This is a genomic window from Arcanobacterium haemolyticum DSM 20595, from assembly GCF_000092365.1.
In the GTDB taxonomy this organism is placed as follows: Bacteria; Actinomycetota; Actinomycetes; order Actinomycetales; family Actinomycetaceae; genus Arcanobacterium; species Arcanobacterium haemolyticum.
Map to the genome: position 1 here is coordinate 1378718 of NC_014218.1, position 18489 is coordinate 1397206.

At 54.6% G+C, this 18489-nt stretch carries 20 protein-coding genes; 8 read left to right on the top strand and 12 right to left on the bottom strand.

The annotated features are described in order from the left end of the window. The first annotated feature begins 52 nt into the window (after window positions 1-52). Both modA and ARCH_RS06270 read left to right on the top strand, forming a co-directional pair. The gene (modA, locus tag ARCH_RS06265; protein ID WP_013170441.1) at window positions 53-814 is read left to right on the top strand and encodes a molybdate ABC transporter substrate-binding protein; all 762 of its coding nucleotides are present in this window, start codon (window positions 53-55) and stop codon (window positions 812-814) included. Between the two features lie 2 nt (window positions 815-816). After that, window positions 817-2301, top strand: a complete 1485-nt coding sequence (locus ARCH_RS06270; RefSeq protein WP_013170442.1) for an ABC transporter permease — start codon at window positions 817-819, stop codon at window positions 2299-2301. A 20-nt stretch (window positions 2302-2321) separates the two neighbouring features. Here ARCH_RS06270 and moaC read toward each other — a convergent pair whose 3' ends face one another. From moaC to ARCH_RS06285, 3 genes are read right to left on the bottom strand one after another with little or no spacing between them, the layout of a single operon-like run. After that, window positions 2322-2792: a cyclic pyranopterin monophosphate synthase MoaC gene (moaC, locus tag ARCH_RS06275; protein WP_041640942.1), complete on the bottom strand. Its 471-nt coding sequence runs from the start codon at window positions 2790-2792 to the stop codon at window positions 2322-2324. Between the two features lie 29 nt (window positions 2793-2821). Then, window positions 2822-4042: a molybdopterin molybdotransferase MoeA gene (locus tag ARCH_RS06280; protein WP_231958010.1), complete on the bottom strand. Its 1221-nt coding sequence runs from the start codon at window positions 4040-4042 to the stop codon at window positions 2822-2824. Continuing rightward, complete coding sequence (locus ARCH_RS06285) at window positions 4039-4758, bottom strand: HesA/MoeB/ThiF family protein (protein ID WP_013170445.1); 720 nt, start codon at window positions 4756-4758, stop codon at window positions 4039-4041. The genes ARCH_RS06280 and ARCH_RS06285 overlap by 4 nt, the downstream gene beginning before the upstream one ends. A 48-nt stretch (window positions 4759-4806) precedes the next feature. Here ARCH_RS06285 and ARCH_RS10350 point away from each other — a divergent pair, with 48 nt between their 5' ends. Beyond that, window positions 4807-5799, top strand: coding sequence for a molybdenum cofactor biosynthesis protein MoaE (locus tag ARCH_RS10350; protein ID WP_013170446.1), 993 nt, complete (start codon window positions 4807-4809; stop codon window positions 5797-5799). Here ARCH_RS10350 and ARCH_RS06295 read toward each other — a convergent pair whose 3' ends face one another. The 7 genes from ARCH_RS06295 to ARCH_RS06325 form a co-directional block, all read right to left on the bottom strand. Beyond that, window positions 5800-6057, bottom strand: a complete 258-nt coding sequence (locus ARCH_RS06295) for a MoaD/ThiS family protein (protein WP_013170447.1) — start codon at window positions 6055-6057, stop codon at window positions 5800-5802. A gap of 37 nt (window positions 6058-6094) precedes the next feature. Beyond that, window positions 6095-7138, bottom strand: coding sequence for a GTP 3',8-cyclase MoaA (gene moaA / locus ARCH_RS06300; RefSeq protein WP_041640397.1), 1044 nt, complete (start codon window positions 7136-7138; stop codon window positions 6095-6097). 93 nt (window positions 7139-7231) lie between these two features. Next, window positions 7232-8107 (bottom strand): 4Fe-4S dicluster domain-containing protein, encoded by an 876-nt coding sequence (locus ARCH_RS06305; protein WP_013170449.1) that lies wholly within the window; start codon window positions 8105-8107, stop codon window positions 7232-7234. Continuing rightward, complete coding sequence (locus ARCH_RS06310) at window positions 8100-8717, bottom strand: TorD/DmsD family molecular chaperone (protein WP_013170450.1); 618 nt, start codon at window positions 8715-8717, stop codon at window positions 8100-8102. Before ARCH_RS06310 ends, ARCH_RS06305 begins: the two co-directional genes overlap by 8 nt. A 117-nt stretch (window positions 8718-8834) precedes the next feature. Further along, the gene (locus ARCH_RS06315; RefSeq protein WP_013170451.1) at window positions 8835-9797 is read right to left on the bottom strand and encodes a dimethyl sulfoxide reductase anchor subunit family protein; all 963 of its coding nucleotides are present in this window, start codon (window positions 9795-9797) and stop codon (window positions 8835-8837) included. After that, window positions 9797-10435: a DMSO/selenate family reductase complex B subunit gene (locus ARCH_RS06320; protein ID WP_013170452.1), complete on the bottom strand. Its 639-nt coding sequence runs from the start codon at window positions 10433-10435 to the stop codon at window positions 9797-9799. The genes ARCH_RS06315 and ARCH_RS06320 overlap by 1 nt, the downstream gene beginning before the upstream one ends. A gap of 11 nt (window positions 10436-10446) precedes the next feature. Then, entirely contained in the window at window positions 10447-12999 is a 2553-nt protein-coding gene (locus tag ARCH_RS06325; RefSeq protein WP_013170453.1) for a DMSO/selenate family reductase complex A subunit, read from the bottom strand. Window positions 13000-13296: 297 nt separating this feature from the next. Between ARCH_RS06325 and ARCH_RS06330 the strand changes: the two genes are divergently transcribed. Genes ARCH_RS06330 through ARCH_RS06340 form a run of 3 tightly spaced genes read left to right on the top strand, consistent with a single transcriptional unit; the run spans window position 13297 to window position 14605 of the window. Continuing rightward, on the top strand, window positions 13297-13974 hold the full coding sequence (locus ARCH_RS06330; RefSeq protein WP_013170454.1) for a TetR/AcrR family transcriptional regulator: 678 nt from the start codon (window positions 13297-13299) through the stop codon (window positions 13972-13974). A gap of 22 nt (window positions 13975-13996) precedes the next feature. Continuing rightward, entirely contained in the window at window positions 13997-14323 is a 327-nt protein-coding gene (locus ARCH_RS06335) for a hypothetical protein (RefSeq protein WP_013170455.1), read from the top strand. A 9-nt stretch (window positions 14324-14332) separates the two neighbouring features. Next, window positions 14333-14605 (top strand): DUF6457 domain-containing protein, encoded by a 273-nt coding sequence (locus ARCH_RS06340; protein ID WP_013170456.1) that lies wholly within the window; start codon window positions 14333-14335, stop codon window positions 14603-14605. Between the two features lie 84 nt (window positions 14606-14689). Here ARCH_RS06340 and ARCH_RS06345 read toward each other — a convergent pair whose 3' ends face one another. Both ARCH_RS06345 and ARCH_RS06350 read right to left on the bottom strand, forming a co-directional pair. After that, on the bottom strand, window positions 14690-14869 hold the full coding sequence (locus tag ARCH_RS06345) for a DUF3117 domain-containing protein (RefSeq protein WP_013170457.1): 180 nt from the start codon (window positions 14867-14869) through the stop codon (window positions 14690-14692). A gap of 77 nt (window positions 14870-14946) precedes the next feature. Then, complete coding sequence (locus ARCH_RS06350) at window positions 14947-15708, bottom strand: LOG family protein (protein WP_013170458.1); 762 nt, start codon at window positions 15706-15708, stop codon at window positions 14947-14949. A gap of 110 nt (window positions 15709-15818) precedes the next feature. Between ARCH_RS06350 and ARCH_RS06355 the strand changes: the two genes are divergently transcribed. Together ARCH_RS06355 and ARCH_RS06360 are read left to right on the top strand one after the other, a co-directional pair. Beyond that, entirely contained in the window at window positions 15819-16643 is an 825-nt protein-coding gene (locus ARCH_RS06355; RefSeq protein ID WP_013170459.1) for a purine-nucleoside phosphorylase, read from the top strand. 140 nt (window positions 16644-16783) lie between these two features. Then, complete coding sequence (locus tag ARCH_RS06360) at window positions 16784-18475, top strand: phospho-sugar mutase (RefSeq protein ID WP_013170460.1); 1692 nt, start codon at window positions 16784-16786, stop codon at window positions 18473-18475. The last annotated feature ends 14 nt before the right edge of the window (window positions 18476-18489 follow it).

Below are 18489 nucleotides of genomic sequence, written 5' to 3' on the forward strand. Positions count from 1 at the left end.
CCGGGTGTTTGTAGGGTGGTTGGGATATGTTGTCCCGGTTGGAAGGTTTGTTATGAAGTTGTCTCGCGGTGTGGCAGGTGTGGTGAGTTGTCTTATGGTTGCGGGGTGCGCTGGTTCCCCTACGGCGGAGAAGAAGACCGATGCCGAGGCTACGATTTTCGCCGCCGCCTCGCTGAATACTGTGCTTCCGGAGTTGATGCAGGAGCAGGCTCCGCATATTTCTACCACATTCAATTTTGATGGTTCGTCTGGATTAGTTGACCAGATGGCTGGCGGTGCTCCGGCTGACGTGTTGTTGACTGCGAATCAGAAGAATATGACGAAGGCGCTGGATAAGGGTTTGGTCACAGATCCGGTGATGTTTGCAACGAACACATTGGTGATGGTTGTTCCGAAGGATAATCCTGGCAAGGTTACGGGTTTTACGGACGGTTCGTTGGATGGTAAGCGCCTGGTGGTGTGTGCTCCTGAAGTTCCGTGTGGTTCCGCAACCGCCCAGCTGGCCGAACTGAACAACGTGACGTTGGCTCCCGCGTCGGAAGAACAATCCGTCACGTCAGTCTTGGGCAAAGTGACTAGCGGTGAAGCTGACGCCGGCCTGGTGTACCGTACGGACGCGATGCTGGCGGGTGATAAGGTGTCGGTGATTCAGATCGATCAGGCCGATAAGGTGGTCAACAAGTACATGATTGCTGTCGCATCGAAGGCTAAGAATGCGAAGGCAGCGAAGGCCGTTATTGACGCGGTGATGAGCGATGCTGGCCAGAAAAAGCTGGCTGATTTCGGTTTTTCTGCCCCGATTGCGGGTAAGTAACCATGTTCCACAAGCGTCAGTTGGCGTATGCTCCGTGGCTTCTGGCCCCGGCCGTGATCGCGCTGGGATTCTTGGTGGTCCCATTGTTTGCGGTGGCGTGGCGTACCCCGTGGTCTGATTTCGGCGCATTGATCAGCGCGCCAGATTCACGTGACGCTTTGTGGTTATCTGTGCGTACGTGCCTCGTGTCCACTACCGTTACGGCTGTGATTGGTGTTCCGTTGGCGTTTGTGCTGGCGAAAACTGATCGCTGGTGGGCACGGGCTATGCGCCTGCTCGTGTTGCTTCCGATGGTGTTGCCTCCTGTGGTGGCGGGGTTGGCGTTGTTGCTGACCTGGGGCCGGATGGGGTTACTTGGCCACTATCTGGAGTTTGCGGGAATTGAGATTAGTTTTAGTACGGTTGCGGTTATTTTTTCGCAGGTTTTTGTGGCGATGCCGTTTTTGGTGATGTCGTTTGAATCTGCGGTGCGTGCTGCGGGTGATTCGTATGAGGTAACGGCGCGTTCGTTAGGTGCGTCGCGTACTCGTACGTTTTTTGGGGTGTCTTTACCTGTATTGTTTCCGGCGTTGATTTCTGCAGTGGCGCTCGCATTTTCGCGGGCGTTGGGCGAATTTGGCGCAACGATGACGTTCGCGGGTTCGCTTCAGGGCGTGACTCGCACGATGCCCCTTCAAATTTATTTACAGCGTGAGATGGATACGGATCAGGCGCTTGCGTTGGCTGTTGTGCTGATTGCCTTGGCTGGCATGATGTTGGGGATCGCGAGTGTGAGTGTGGTTCCGTGGGCATGGTTTGGCAAGTTCCGCCGTGAGGTGAGGATTGACAACGACGTTCTTCTTCCTACTCGCCACATCCATGCTCCGCAAATTTCGGTGAATGCTGATGTAGCAGAGCGGAATGTGGCGATACGTGCACAGATTCCTGCCGGGAGTGTGGTTGCTGTGATGGGCGCCAATGGGTCGGGTAAATCGACCCTGTTGGGGCTGATATCGGGAACGATTCCGGCATCAACGGGCACGGTATCGTTCTCTCCTGCCTCACCGCGAATAGTCACACTCTTGCAGAGCCCTCTACTGTTTCCACATCTGAACGTGGTGGAGAATGTGGAGTTCGGCTTACGTTGCGCCGGTTATTCACGGGCAGCTGCCCGCCGCCAGGCACTGAGCGAACTGGCGTTGGTTGGCATGGCAGACCACGCTTATGCCGCTGCCACTAAGCTTTCTGGCGGGCAAGGGCAACGTGTTGCCCTTGCCCGCGCGATGGCCATTAGCCCAGATGTGGTGCTGTTAGACGAACCGTTTGCAGCACTTGATGAAACCACCACGGATGCTTTACGCATCCAGTTGCGTGAGCGGCTGACACAGGCGGGAGTGACCGCAGTGATCGTGACTCACGATATCGTGGACGCCACCGATATGGCCGATTCGATCCTCACGTTGCGCCACGGCAAGGTCATATCCCACTCCCCTGTTGCACGGCAGTAAAACGTCTGGTTGCCAGCTCGTTAAGCGTCACGGTGCCAATCACCAGATCGGCCACCCGATTTGTGGATGATCTTGCATTCGGTGATTTCAGCACTGCGATCAACGCCCTTCACCATGTCAACAACCGCGAGCGCCGCCACATTCACTGCAGTGAGGGCTTCCATTTCCACGCCTGTGCGGTCTGCGGTTCGAACAGTGGCACGCAAGGCTACGTGATCGTCTTCTAACGTCACATCCAATGCCACGCCGTGAACGCCGATCGTGTGCGCAAGCGGAAGAAGCTCTGGGACTCGCTTGGCGGCCTGGATACCGCTGATGCGGGCAACAGCAAGCACGTCTCCTTTCGGGACTGTACCGTCTTTGAGCGCCTGCAGAACGGTTGGTGAGCAGAGAACCTTGCCGATTGCGGTAGCTTCACGCACGGTTGGTTGTTTTGCCGTCACGTCAACCATGTAAGCGTGCCCGGCGTTATTGAGGTGGGTAAACGACATGTCTGTCATGATCAAGTCCTTATAGATTTTTAGAGAAATGGCAGGATCTGCACAGTATCGCCTGGAAGCACAACCGGCTTCTCCGATGGAGTCAGTGCCAGGAATTGTGCTCGTGGCAGGCTACCTACAAGGTGAGACCCGGATCCGCCTGCAGAGGCTGGTATAACTCCGGCGGCACCAAGTTTCGCTGGGAGGAACTGATCGCGTCCAGTCTTATGCTTCCAGGTATCCCCCGCGATTCCGATAGTGAACCGGTTGGCGTAAGCCACAGGAATTTGGCCATGCATCTTCTTCAGTAACGGGAGCGCAAAAAGATGAAGCGATACGAACACGCTCACAGGGTTTCCTGGTAGGCAGAGAACTGGAGTTCCGTTGAACGTTCCGTATCCTTGCGGTTTCCCTGGTTGCATGGCCACTTTATCGAAGTGAACACCGTGTTCTTTCAACATGCTTTTCACAACATCGAAGGCGCCCGCACTCACTCCACCTGTGGTGACGATCAGATCGCAGGACGATGCCAGCTGTGAAAAAGCACGAGTGAAATCTTCTGGTTCATCGCTGTGGAGTGACACGGTTTTGGTGCGTGCTCCAGCGTTCTGGCAGAGCCCACTGACCAGGTAAGAATTCGAATCAGGAATCGTTCCTGGTTCTAGCGGTTCGCCCGCTGCTTTCAATTCTTTTCCTGTTGCCAAGATACCCACTGTGAGCTGGCGGTACACCTGTACACTGCCATATCCCAATGCGGAGAGAGCAGACACGTGAGCTGGAGTCAGAATAGTTCCAGGCGTAAATACTAAATCGCCAACCTGGGTATCTTCACCCGCGTGGCGCACGTTCGTCCCCTGTTTTACCTCTGCGGTCGGTGTCACGGAGATCGGCGGAACAGCCGCCATATTCGCCATTCCGTTTTCTGTATCTTCTACCTTGAGTACAGAATCAGCACCTGCTGGAAGCGGAGCACCCGTCATAATACGAATAGCCGTACCCGGTTCCACCGTTTTTTCTGAGATGCCACCAGCCGGGACATCGTCAATCACAATGAGCGGAGTGTTCGCAACCACGTCCGTTGCACGAACAGCAAACCCGTCCATCGCAGAATTCGTAAACGGCGGAATAGCACACTTAGCCATAATGTTTTCGGCAAGAACATGACCCTGAATATGGCACAAATCGATGCTGACAGGGGCCGTTGGTTTCCCCAACTTCAGCACGTCATTGTAATGTTCTTCAACAGTCTTCATGATCTTCATGCTCCTGAATTATGGCGTTTTGTGATCGGAATCGTGCGCATCTGCCCGCCAAACGCATCAAACAAGGCAACGCGCCCGCTCATAATCTTACCTACCCCAGTAAGAATCTTGATAGCCTCAACGGCCATCAAGGATCCAACCATGCCACATACGGGACCAAACGTGCCTTTCACTTGTGGTGACGGAAGTTGATTGTACTCATCCGATTGAGGGTAGAGATCTTCCAGCGTAGGGCTTTCGCCATCGTGTAAGAACACACTGACCTGGCCATAATAAGCGATCAATGCACCCCATACATGCGGCACGCCCGCAGCCTCACACGCACTGTTCACCAGATAGCGGGTAGCGAAGTTATCTGAACAATCGAGCACGATATCGTATGCATTCACCAGATCCGCAGCATTTTCTGACGTGATCCGGTACTGGTGTGCTTCGATTGTCACGTTCGGGTTGAGCGCAGTGAGCGCTTCCGTGGCTGTCTCTACCTTGGGACGTCCCTGTCCTGGAGTGGAATGGAGCACTTGGCGTTGCAGATTAGTAATATCCACCACGTCATCGTCCACAATTCCTAATGTGCCCACCCCGGCCGCAGCCATGTACATGAGTGCCGGGGACCCCAAGCCTCCCGCGCCAATCACCAGGACACGCGCGGATTCCACCGCGCTCTGCCCAGCGTCTCCAAAATTTGCTAGCCGAATATGTCTCGTATATCGCACGGGTTCTCCTCCATTTGCGCGGTAAACGTTTTCACCTAAACTTATTGCATGAATCCAAACGCCGTAAAATTTGCTGTTATCACCGTCTCCGATCGCGTCTCCCGTGGCGTGCGAGAAGACGGATCTGGCCCACTAGCTCAAGAACTTCTTGCCGAATTTGGTTCGGTTGTGTACTCATGTGTGGTTCCAGACGGCATTGAGCCTGTTCAGGGCGCAATCCATGACGCCATGAAAGCCGGAGCCCAGATCATTCTTACGAGTGGCGGTACAGGTATCACGCGCCGCGATCAAACTCCACAAGCGATTTCTTCTATTCTCACGTATGACATCCCGGGTATCCCCGCAATGATTCGGGAACAGTCCAAGGTGGCTACATCCGCACTGACACGTTCCGTTGCGGGTGTGATTGACGACGGCGAAGATCGCAGTGTTGTCATTTCTCTTCCTGGTTCTCCTGGTGGCGTTGCTGAAGGTATCGCGATCATTTCTGGCTTGTTCTCGCACCTTGCGGATCAGTTAGCCGACGGCGATCATGACACCCACCACACTAGCCACCATCACAGTGACCACATGGAACGCACTCTCGAATTGGCGCACAGTTTCGAACCGTCCCAGGGCTTGGGCGAAGTTATGATCGCTGACGTTCAGGAAAATCCGATCGATATGGTTTCTCTCGAAGAATCGGTTACGTGTGACGCTGCCGGCGCTATCACCAGTTTCTGCGGCCGCGTACGCAACCATGATCACCGCAAGGGTGTTACGAGCATCGATTACTCTGCCCACCCAAGTGCCACCGGCATCATTCAACGCATCGCCCGGAAGGTTGCCACTGAACACGGCCTGCACAAGATCGCCGTTATTCACCGTTACGGCCACCTAGAAGTAGGCGATATTGCACTCGGCGTTGCCGTCAGCTCCGATCACCGCAAAGAATCATTCCGTGCAGTAGAAGATCTTGTTGAACGAATCAAATTGGAGCTGCCAGTCTGGAAGAAACAAGAATTCACAGACGGCAGCTCCCAGTGGTCCGGAATGGCCTAATCACCCACCGGCAAACGGCGGAAGAGCATCAATCTCAACGGTCAACGCTTCAGGCAACACATCGTGTTCATTGAAACGTTGGCCGTTGACCATGAGTGCACACACCGCAAGATCCATCCCAAACATTTCGCCGTGACGTTCCACCAGGATTGCGATCACGTCAGCAAGAGCTGCCCCTGCCTCTACTTGAAGGGTCTCTTCACTCACCCCAGCAGATTCTGCCACTCCAGCGAAATAACGCACAATAACAGTGACCATGTAGGTCCTTTCTTCTCCTCTATTCCACGGCAAGCTTTTAGCCGCCGATCGAACTCATATTCCGTGCAGGCTGCACAAAATCTGCCCGGTTAATCCCATGGCTTTCGGGTTTATGCCACATGGCAGAACGCCAAGCATCAGCCACGGCTTCGTCGTCATATCCCCCACGCAACAACGCACGCAAATCGTGTTCCTCATCGCTAAACAAGCAGGAACGAATCGATCCTTCCGCAGTCAAACGCGTGCGATCGCACTGCGAACAAAACGGTTCCGAAACCGAACTGATAAAACCAACGCTCCCCGCAGGAAACTCCTGGCCTTCAAACGAACCCGCCGCCACATGCCACAACGCAGCAGGAGAACTCCCCCGCACTGATTCGGGGAACGGACTCAACTCAAAATCACGCGAAAGCGCCTCAATAATCGCGCCAGATGTTAGCACCTCATCGCGCTGCCACTCACCCTGCGGACCAATCGGCATATATTCGATAAAACGCAACGTGGCGCCCAAACTCAACGCCAAACTCAGTAGCTTGCCCACAGAATGATCATTCACGCCAGGCATCACCACGGCATTAATCTTCACAGGTGAGAAACCAACCTCGACTGCCGCGCGAATACCCTCTAACACGTGATCGAAACGATCACGGCGGCTCAACGCAAAATACTCCTCACGCGAGGCAGAATCCAACGAAATATTCACACGATCTAGGCCCGCATCACGCAACGCACGTGCGCGATGTGACAGCCCCAACGCATTCGTAGTGAGCGAAATATCAACCGGACGATCAGGTGAACGCAACTGGGCCGTAGCCTCAACAATCCGCTCCAGCCCCTTACGCAACAACGGTTCGCCGCCCGTAAAACGCACCTTGGAAATACCCAAACGCTCCACGCCAATACGAACAAGACGAATAACCTCATCGTCCGTCAAAATTTTAGTCAACGGCAACAAGGGCAAGCCCTCTTCAGGCATACAATACTGACAACGCAAATTGCACCGATCAGTTAAGGACACACGAAGATCGGTAGCACACCTGCCAAACCGATCTACAAGTCCCGCATCGGCTGCGCCAGGCATATCTCTTCCAGTATTAGCCACGCTACCTCCAGTCGTAGTGACATCAAGACACTACTAGCGTTCCTGCAATGTTTCAAAAGGTGGCGTCATCCCTCAGGCGGATGTTCCTTTAAGAAGCTGACGCATCATATCCAACGGCACCGATTCAAACGGGTGTTCTTGGCGGTATTCGCACAACGCACACAAACTCTTTGATGGATCCTGCACAGGGGCGCCACAGCTCTCACACGTGGCCATAACCTGCTGGGCAAGTACCCTAAGCGTTCGAGCACGCACATTCTCCCACGATTCTGGACCATGCGATTCCAGTGCGCTCACCGGGCACAAATCAATACACCGGTTACATCCGCGGCATGCATCTACAGCATATATCAGGCGGGAACCTGCCATGCGTGACGTCGAATTTTCTTTTGCTGGCTCAATTGCCAACGCATCATGCGGGCACGCCTTCACGCACACGCCGCACATCGTACAGCCAGACGCCTGCAACACTAGGCTCTGCGGCTGATCGGTAAGGCGACTGCTGGCCTCCTCACCCAGCCCCAATACTTCTAAGGAGTGAAGGGTGCGATCCTGATCGTCGTCGTCAAAAGAAATAGGTGCCGAAATCGCCAAACCAAACACGGCGCGGCGCGGCAACGGAACCTCGGTCAACCGGAGGGATACGCCCGAACGTAACGACCGGCGCCCCGGTACGTACATACTGACGCGGCCTGGGGTGATACTTTCCCAGGACGTGAACCGTTGCTCCGCGCAACCGCAATGGTTGACGTATACGTGATCCACGCCCACGGCTAACAGCTGCGCAACCGTACCAGACGACGCGGACGCAAGGCACGTATCCCACGTTACGGCCACGTCACGCGGACGTGGGCGAACTGGCGGTGCCTTCGGGCACGAGACGATAACCGACGCCCCCTCATCTTGGGCCGCCAGCCACCGCAACAACGGAACTAACGAATCAGGCATCCGCGTTAAGTGCGCCAATCCACGAATCAACCGCACCACGCGACAACGCGATAACGCCCTTCAACCACGATGTTGTGGCCTGCTCAAACGCAGCCTCCAACATCGCAGGCGCCCACTGTTCAACGTGGTCACGCGTAAACGTAACCGCCGCATCGAACGCCTGAGCATTCCCATTCAACCGAGCGTCCAAGCATCGGCCCAGAAAATCCAGCTCCAACCCAACGTGATCATCAGGCTCCGCATTGTAACGCGGAGCCTGCAACCCCAATTCGGCGTATGCGGAGCGGACTTCCAACGTCTGCTTATCGAACACCAAACGATCTTCACCACGGTGCACCGATTCAAACGGCGGAACCTTCGCGCCTGCCGAAATGCCGTACAACGTATCGTAATCCGTCACTACGTCAGAATCGCTCTCCTCAGCTAACGCCGATTCACGCAACAACTCCAGCCCCGTAGCCGTGTGCTCCGATACACTCGGGCTCAGCGGCCACTCATCAAGCATGGAACACACCTGCGCGCGGGTCTGCTGATCTGCCGGCTGCACATGAAGCCGCCCCAACACCGTAAACGCCGCCGCAAACGCATCAATATCCTGAAAATCAAGCACGTTAAAACTCCTCACAATCCTTCTTCACTCTACCCGGTTCACCTGAACCAAGCGGCGTGGGTTGGGAAACTTCACGCATGAAGATTTCCCAGCCCACGCCGCTTTTATCTTGCTAGATCAGCCAGCAATCGTTTGCCACGTGTTAATACCCGCACGCCACAACCCATCGTAGTGGATTGAACGGCCCATGAATTCGGAGATCACGGCCAGCACGAACGCTGCCACGATCAGGATAATGAGTACCTTGTGTGGGCTTGCCGCAAGCCGAGCCTGATTGAAAGCGAACACGCCGGCGATCACGATGGCAGCACCCAAGAGCAGCAACCGTGCGATCAAGAAGCCGGACGAAATTTCGCTGGCAACGTGCTGTGCGGCATCGTTCCCCTGTGCCAGGGTAAGCAGGTAGAGCGGGTAGGTTACGAAGATAACCACGCCGGCAGCCGTAGCAACGGCGGTCAGCCACTGAAGCGACGAACGCATCAAGGTAACAGAATCCTGATCGAATTCTGAGGCTTCATGCTTGCCAAACTTTGCCAATGGGTTCTTGCTCCATACCACCAGCAGTGCCACAGCCACAGCGAGTGGGCCGGTGAACAGCGCGGAGGCAAAGAAGAACACTGGAACAGCGATGGTGTTCCATGCTGGGATGGTCACGGTAGAGTAGTAGACTCCGGCCATTGCCACGATGAGGAACAAGCCTGACAGGGCGGTGAGCACCGCAAGTACTTCACGCAGGCCACGGCTGAACCAGCCGAACCACTGCGCGATTGCGAACGCAGCACCGAAGCCACCGAAGAGGACACCGGCCAACAGTTCGCGGCTCAGCCACGACGAACCGAGGTTGTTCATCGTGTAGATCGCGTGGAACGGATCGTTCAAGTGGAAGAACGCGGCGATGAAGCCTGCCACCAGCAGCGGACCAACCGCGTACATGGCAACGTCAGTGATGCGATCGAGTGCCGGCACAGAGATCTTGCGGGCGCGGCCCAGCAGCTGAATTGCACCCAGTGCCCAGAACGCTCCAACCGACATCTGTGCGACGACGGTGAAGATAATCATTGGGAGTTCGTGGATATTCATCAGATCTCCTTCGGGTTTGTGATCTTGCCAGTTCCGGCATCCCACGCTTGAGCATCGCGGTGAGGTGTAATAACCAGGTGTGGCTTGGTGATCGATGGGTCAGGAAGCGGTGCTACCGAGCTGGTTTCACCGTACTTTTCACGCAACTCATCGATTGGGCCCCAATCGAGTGCGCGGGATGGGCATGCGGATACACATGCTGGATCTTTACCCTCTGAACGGTAGTCGTAGCACAGATCACACTTAGACATATGGCCGGTTTCAGAGTTGAGCTGTGGAGCGCCGTAAGGGCAAGCCCACTGGCAGTAACGGCAGCCAACACACTTCGATTCGTCCACGTACACGGTGCCGTCTGGGCGGCGAGTCATCGCCGTGGTTGGGCACACCTGCATACACACTGGGTTTTCACAGTGGTTGCAGGAAATCGATGTGTAGTATGCGAAAATGTTTGGATCAAACGTGTTGCCAGAAACGTTCCAGCTGCCGCCGGAGTATTCCACAACGCGACGCCAGGTTACGCCCACTGGCAGATCGTGCTTGTCTTTACAAGAGATCTGGCAGGCTTTGCAACCATTGCAGAGCGACTGATCAAAATGGAAGCCGTACTGTGCGCCTTCTTTGGTTAAATCTTCAGCCATGATTGCTTCTCCTAGGCCTTCTTGATCTGGACAGCGATGGTGTGGACTGCGTTACCGCGAGCCAACGGGGATGGATGCAATGCCGACAGCGTGTTGGTGTTACCACCAATATCAACCGGAAGGTTCTGGTTTGCACCGGCCGGTGGAGCCACTTCAGAGGCCGGCACTGGGTTGAACCATGCACCTTGTGGCAGGGATGCCACACCTGGTGCGATACGTTCAGTGACCTTGGCTGGGATGCGCACGGTTCCACGTTCGTTGTATGCGAATACGTCGTCACCGTTCTTGATGCCGCGTGCCTTCGCATCGATTGGGTTGATCCAGATGGTCTGGATGTGTGCTTCCTTCAGCCAATCCACATTTCCGTAAGTGGAGTGAGTACGGGCCTTGAAGTGGTGTCCGATGAGCTGGATTGGGTAATCGCTATCGCGAACATCGAGCGCGCCTTCCCACGTTGCTACGTATTCTGGGAGCGGAACGAGCTTGTCGCCGTCACGGGATTCGCGGAAGTCATCGAAGGTCCACTTTTCAGCCATCTTTTCGAGGCGCTGGGAGTAGATTTCGATCTTTCCAGATGGCGTATCCAGTGGGTTGGCTTCTGGATCTTCACGGAAGTCCTTCATGCCGATAACTGGGCCAGCGAGCTTGCGGAACAAGCCCATTTCCTTCCATTCTTCGTAGGATGGAAGTTCTGGATCCTTCTTGCGTGCCTTTTCAATCGCTTCGCGCAACCAGCCTTCGCGGTCTTTTCCTTCAGTGAATTCGTCTTCGACGCCGAGGCGTTGCGCGAGTTCGGAACAGATCGTGTAGACGTCCTTGCATTCGTACAGTGGCTTGATTGCCTGGGAGGACAGAATGCCGTAGGCCATTGGGCTTCCGTTTTCACCTGGGTGCAGATCGAATTCTTCTGCGGTCGAGGTTCCTGGGAGCACGTAATCTGCGTAACGGCAGGACACTGTCATTTGAATATCGCAATCGACGATGAGTTCACACTTGGAATCGTCTTGCAGAATTTCAACCGACTTGTTGTTATCGCCAGTCTGGTTGACGATCGAGTTTCCGCCGTACTGCCACACCATCTTGATTGGAACCTCAAGCTTAGTGTTGGTTGGGTTGCCGTTTTCGTCAACTGGCACTTTGAAGTCACGGACGCCTTCTTCTGGCTTTTCCATAACGCCAGCGTTGAAGGTATCCATCTTCGGGCCATGATCGACGGCATCAAGCCAGCTGAATACTGGGATGATCTTCATCGATGGGTTTGGCTTGTTCGCGGTGAGTAGCTTTGGCAGTGGGAGGCCTGGCGACGATTCACGAGCGCCGTTACCGCCACCTGCGATACCGACGTTGCCGGTGACGCATGCGAGCAAGAAGATGGAACGTGCCGTGTTTTCACCGTTGGCATGGCGCTGTGGGCCCCAACCTTGGGTGATTGCGCATGGCTTCGCGCCAGCAATTTCACGTGCGAGGCGTGTGATCGTTGCGGCTGGAACACCGGTGATATCAGCTGCCCATTCTGGAGTCTTTTCGACTCCGTCCTTCTTACCTTCGATGTATGCACGATAAGAAGCATGTGCTGGGGCGCCTTCTGGCATGTGCTCATCGTCAAAGCCCACGGTGTACTTATCAAGGAATGCCTGATCGTGCAGGTTTTCTTTGAGCATAACCCAGATCATGCCTGCGATGAGAGCGGCGTCGGTTCCTGGGCGGAGTGCTACCCATTCATCAGCGAGATCGAGTGCGGTTTCAGAGTAGCGAGGATCGACGACGATCGTGCGCACCTGAGACTTCTTACGAGTCTGCTGGGTAACGAATGTGAGACCACCACCAGACATACGGGTTTCGAGTGGATTGTTACCGAACATGACCTGGAGCTTGGCATTCTTAGCATCGTCCAGCGAGTTCGATCCCTTCCAGCCGCCGTAGAAGTACGGGTAGGAGGAGGTGATTTCCGTGGTGGAGTAATCCGAATAGTGATCGAGGTATCCGCCCCAGCAGTTGAGCAAACGTGCGAATGCTGTGGCATCTGGTGGCCATGACGTGGACACGATCGCGCCGAGGGTTCCGGTACCGTAATTCACGTAGAACGCTTCGTTACCGTACTTCTTCTTGATGTCCTTCATCTTTGCGGCGATTTCGTCAAGAGCCTGCTCCCACGAAATCTCTTCCCACTGGCCTTCGCCGCGCTTGGTGCCTTCCTTGCGCTTCAGTGGTTTCTTTAAACGATCTGGGTTGTAGATGCGGTGGCGGATGGAACGGCCACGAACACATGCACGAACAGACTGATCGCCAAGTTCGTTTGTTCCGGAATCGTCTGGCAATACGCGAACAACGGTTCCGTCTTTTACTTCAAGCTTCACTGGGCAACGTGAACCACAGTTCACGGTACATGCAGACCAGATAACCTGCGATTCATTCTTCTGAGCACCCTGTGCGGAGGCACCCATGAGGGCGGATCCTCCAGCTCCCACAAGCGTTGCGCTTCCCGCGGCCACACCGGACCACTTCAGGAATGATCGACGTGAAATATCGAACGCACCGTCTCGATTCTCAGCTTTGTTCACCATGAGAACCTCCTATCTTCGTTTACGGTTGAGGGCAGATATTTCCTCCATTTAATGCCGATACTAGAAGTAATGAACATCCGTTCAATAGGATAAAAGTCCCTAACTAGACCTCCTGGTATTTATGCAAGGAAAGTCAAGCAAAAACCTATATTTTTACGCAACAATCGCGTTTCGAAAAGAACTTTCGGCCTACGGACGTAAAGCCTAAAAAGCAACCTTTTGCAACAATAAATATAGGGGAACTGCATATTTACCTATATAATCTTCCCAAGTAAAACGATCAATGAAGGATAACCCGTGACACCGTCGTCGATAAATACGCAAGACCCACGCTACCTGCGCTCGCGTATGTCGCTCAAAGACGCGATTCTGACTCTCTCCGCAGAACGCCGCCCAGACGATATCAGTATCGCGGAACTAACTAAAGTAGCCGGAGTTTCACGTGGAACTTTCTACGCACACGCATCAACTCCCGCCGAATTCCTCGCACATATCCTTATCGAAGAAATCGAACCCAGTTTTTCCCGCATCGCACACCTAGTCCACGACGAAACAAACCAATATCTCCTTCACTGGAGAGACATCTATATCGATCTTCTGAACCAAGTACGCAACAAAGCAGACATTTACCGGCACATCTTCTTAGAAAAACCAGAATCAACCACGCTCGGCTACCTCACCGACTACTTTCGCTCAGCAATTCGCGAATACGTGCTGGAATTCGTTAAATACAACGAAGAACCACTCACCACACTGTGGATTACGATGGCAACGGAACAACAAGTCCACAACACTGCGGTTATCATCACGTCGTGGCTAGAAACCGATATGCAATCCTCCCCCGAACGTGCCATGAATACGTTCATGAGCCTCGTTCCACCGTGGCAGCTTGCGAAACTCAGCGACGACGGCCGTATCTACCTCCGCCGCACGCGAGCACTCCACTCTATGCTAACGTCATCACCGAAGGAGTAGAGCAAACGCGGGAAGGCACAACATGTTCGGCATCAACGGCACAGAATTCATCATCGTCCTCATCGTAGGCGTGATCGTTCTTGGGCCATCTCGCGCAGCGCAAGCAATGGTCTGGCTGCAACAAGGAATTGTGAAAATGCGCGGATGGTCTGCTCAAATGCGTGAATACACCGCAGAATTACGCACAATGGACACAAGCGGGGTGAAAGATCTCAACTCCACACTAGGCGATCTTAACCCCTCCCAGCTAGATCCACGAACCATGATCCGCGAAGCCGTTGCCGAAGAAATGCAGCTGTGGCTAAACGAATCAAAAGCCAATCAGCTCAACAACAAAAAGCAATCCTAGGAGATACACATGGCACGCAAAGACGATCCAGAAGTCATGGCAAAAATGGAAGCCTGGCTGGCAGTAGTCAACGAAGAGCTCGGATTGGATCCGGCACTCATTGACGCCACTAAGAGGCCATTACTGAAGCTCATCTCCACTGTTGCTCACGGCCCATCCCGCCCGGGAGCCCCATTGACCGCGTTCCTGGTAGGGTATGCGGCCGCCGCCCAGGGCAAAAACCCAGAAGAGCTGGCTATGAAGCTTAACAAATTGGCCGAACCCTACCTTTCGGAAGAATAATACAGGCTAAAAAAGCGGCTACGTGCACAGCAGTGCGATATAGATGTCTGCTGTGCACGTAGCCGCTTATTTTGAGCAGACTCGTTAATTATCTAGGCGTTCAACAGCCTCGCACACAACCTCAGACAGAGCGCACAACTCGGTATCATTCAGTTCAAGTACCATACGCCCGCCACCTTCTAGCGGAATACGCAAAATAGTTCCATGATTAGAGCGCTCAGTTTCAAGCGGACCATCACCAGTGCGGGGTTTCATCGCAGCCATCGGATCTCCTCTCATCGCCACTACAGACACGACCTATATTGCCATTCTAGCCTGTAACAAGAAGAATGCGACAGAACTCACTCATCCGAGATTTTCGCGGTGGCCAGTTTGTGAAGCCCCTTCGCGATAGCGTCCATCGCTTCTTCCGCAGTATCCACCACGGTGAACAACGATGTGTCAGATGGCGAAATCATACCTTCCGCCAGCACCGTTTGTTCGAGCCATGAAATGAGGCCGCCCCAATACTCACTACCAACAAGGACAACCGGGAAACCACTCACCTTCCGTGTACTCACCAACGTAAGGGCTTCAAACAGTTCATCCATCGTGCCAAAACCACCAGGGAACACCACGAACCCTAGCGAATATTTCACACACATAACCTTACGCACAAAGAAATACCGGAAATTAACGCCCAGATCGATAAACGCGTTATGGCCTTCTTCGAACGGTAATTCGATACTGAGCCCAACAGACTTACCACCCGCATCCTGTGCACCCTTATTGGCCGCTTCCATCACACCAGGGCCGCCGCCAGTAATCACCGCGAAGTTCGCATCTGCAAGCCGCTTACCCAACTCCACCGCCATCGCATAATGCGGATTCTCTGGCTTCATACGGGCAGAACCAAACACGGCAATCGCAGGACCCACATCAGTCAAGGCATCAAACCCTGCTACAAGCTCCGCCTGGATACGCATGATCCGCCACGGATCAGAATGCAAGAACGACGTTTCTTGCTCCGGAGCCAACAAACTGGCATCAGCAGTGCGCTCCCCTGGTTCCTCGGTCTTAAACGAAACAGGAGCATGATTGTGGGGATTCATATCGTGATTCATCGTCGTTCTCCTTCATGTAACGTCCTCCCTTTCCGAAAGTATCGCACTGCCCTACCAAACACCAATCCATCACATTCTTTATCCATGCAGAGTTTTGGTAGAGTTTATCTATGATTAACAATGAATTATCTCCTCAAGAACTCGCTCAAGCCGCTGCAAAAGTCATCGCAGAGCGAACTGGCGTAGAACGCCACGATATTGCCCTCACTCTTGGCTCAGGTTGGGGCGGAGCCGCAGAACTCATTGGCGATGTTGTCTGCGAAATTGACGCCTCTGAAATTCCTGGCTTCCACGCCGCAGCCGTTGTTGGCCACGGAGGAAAAATCACGTCTATCAAACTAGCTTCCGGCCATCATGCTCTCGTGCTCGGTGCCCGCACCCACTACTACGAAGGCAAAGGCGTTCGTGCAGTAGCACACGGTGTTCGTACCGCAGCAGCATGTGGCGCTAAAGTCTGCATCCTCACCAACGGTTGCGGATCCACCGTTCCAGACTGGGGCCCAGGCACCGCAGTACTCATCAAGGATCACCTGAACCTCACCGCCACCTCACCAATCGAAGGCGCTCACTTCGTTGATCTCACCGATGCCTACTCAAGCCGCCTGCGCGAACTCGCACACACCATCGATTCCGAACTCCCGGAAGGCGTCTACACCCAATTCCCTGGGCCACACTATGAAACCCCAGCCGAAGTCAAGATGGCACGCATCCTCGGCGGCGATCTGGTTGGTATGTCCACCGCGCTCGAAACCATCGCAGCCACAGAAGCAGGCATGGAAGTACTCGGCATCTCGCTCGTCACCAACCACGCCGCTGGCTTCGCACCGAGCAAGCTCAACCACCAAGAAGTCCTCGAAGCAGGAAAGGCCGCAGGTCCACGGATCTCCCGCCTACTCGCGGACATCATCGAACGTATCTCAACCGACGCGCTCTAAACCCACAAGCTCGTGGGGTGGGCACCGTCAGATATTCACCCCACGCTAAGCGAGAGCTCACGATTTCAGCACTCGCGGCCTACTGACCAAATCCCCAGCGGGCAACTTGCTTCCATACGAAGCATCAATGAAGGAGAAAAATGTCCTACAACGTTACAGAAATCGAAGAATGGATCGCACACGATCCAGAAGAAAGCACTGCCGCCGAGGTACGTGACCTCCTAGTGAAATCCGAAGGTGGGGACGCCGAAGCCCGCGCCGAACTCGAAGATCGCTTCCAAGGTTCACTCGAATTCGGCACCGCAGGCCTCCGTGGCTCCATGGCAGGTGGCCCATACCGCATGAACCGCGCAGTTGTTCGCCGCGCAGCATACGGCCTCACCGCATGGCTCAAAGAAAAAGTCGGCAGCGATGCCCTTGTGGTAATCGGCTACGATGCTCGCTACAACTCGGCAGATTTCGCTGCCGATACCGCCGCGATCGTCACCGCAGCTGGCCTGCGCGCAAAGATCATGCCGCGCGCACTGCCAACCCCAGTGCTCGCCTTCGCAGTACGCCACTTCGGCGCAGATGCCGGCGTTATGGTCACTGCATCCCACAATCCTGCAAAGGACAACGGCTACAAGGTTTACACAGGCGGCCGTGCTATTGACGAAAACGGCCGCGGCGCCCAGATCGTGCCACCAGTCGATTCTGAAATCGCCGCACAGATCAAAGCTGCTCCATTCGCAGACGAAATCCCACTCGCCAAATCCGGTTGGGAAACCATCGATGAAGAATTCATCGATACCTACGTTTCCACCGCCGTTGCAACCATCTGCCCAGAAACCCCACGCGATCTCAAGATCGTCTACACTGCAATGCACGGTGTTGGCGCGCAGATCATGCGCCGCGTGCTGGCAGACGCCGGATTCGCCGATGTTGTTGAAGTCGCCGAACAAAACACGCCAGATCCAGATTTCCCAACCGTCTCCTTCCCTAACCCAGAAGAAGCCGGCGCGCTCGATCTTGCTATCGCGCTCGCTGAAAAGGAAAACGCTGATCTTGTGATCGCATCCGATCCAGACGCCGATCGTGCGTCCGTTGCCGTTCCAGTTGATGGCGTGTGGACTCAGCTTTCCGGCGATGAGATCGGTGCCATCCTGGGCGAACAGGTTGCTGATCGCGTCCAGGAACATGGTGAAACCGGCACACTGGCAAACTCCATCGTGTCCTCCCAGCTGCTTGAACAAATCGCCAAGCACCACGGGCTGAACTACGAAGCCACACTCACCGGCTTCAAGTGGATTTCCCGCGCACACAACATCGCCTTCGGCTACGAAGAAGCCATCGGCTTCTGTGTTGATCCAACACACGTGAAAGATAAGGATGGCCTCTCTGCCGGCCTACTCATCGCAGAAACCGCAGCCAAGCTCAAGACCGAAGGCAAGGGCCTTCGTGACGAACTCGATCGCATCGCCGGCATGATCGGATCGCTCTACCTCACCGGACCAGTCACGATCCGCGTAGAAGATCTCTCCATCATCCCAGCAACAATGGAAAAGGTTCGCCACAACCCACCAACGGTTCTTCTCGGTTCGCAGGTGGCCTCCGTCGTCGATCTTTCCAACGGAACAGATCAACTGCCACCAACCAACGCAATTGTGATCCACACCGAAGCAGGCGATCGCGCAATCGTGCGCCCATCCGGCACCGAACCGAAGGTCAAGTGCTACCTTGAAGTTATCGTCCCAATCAACGGCCGCCCACTGAGCGACGTTCGGGCAGAAGCCTCCGAACGCCTCGCCTCATTCAAGGCTGAAATGGGCGAAGCTCTCAAGCTCGATGCCTGAGATATGCTAAGGCT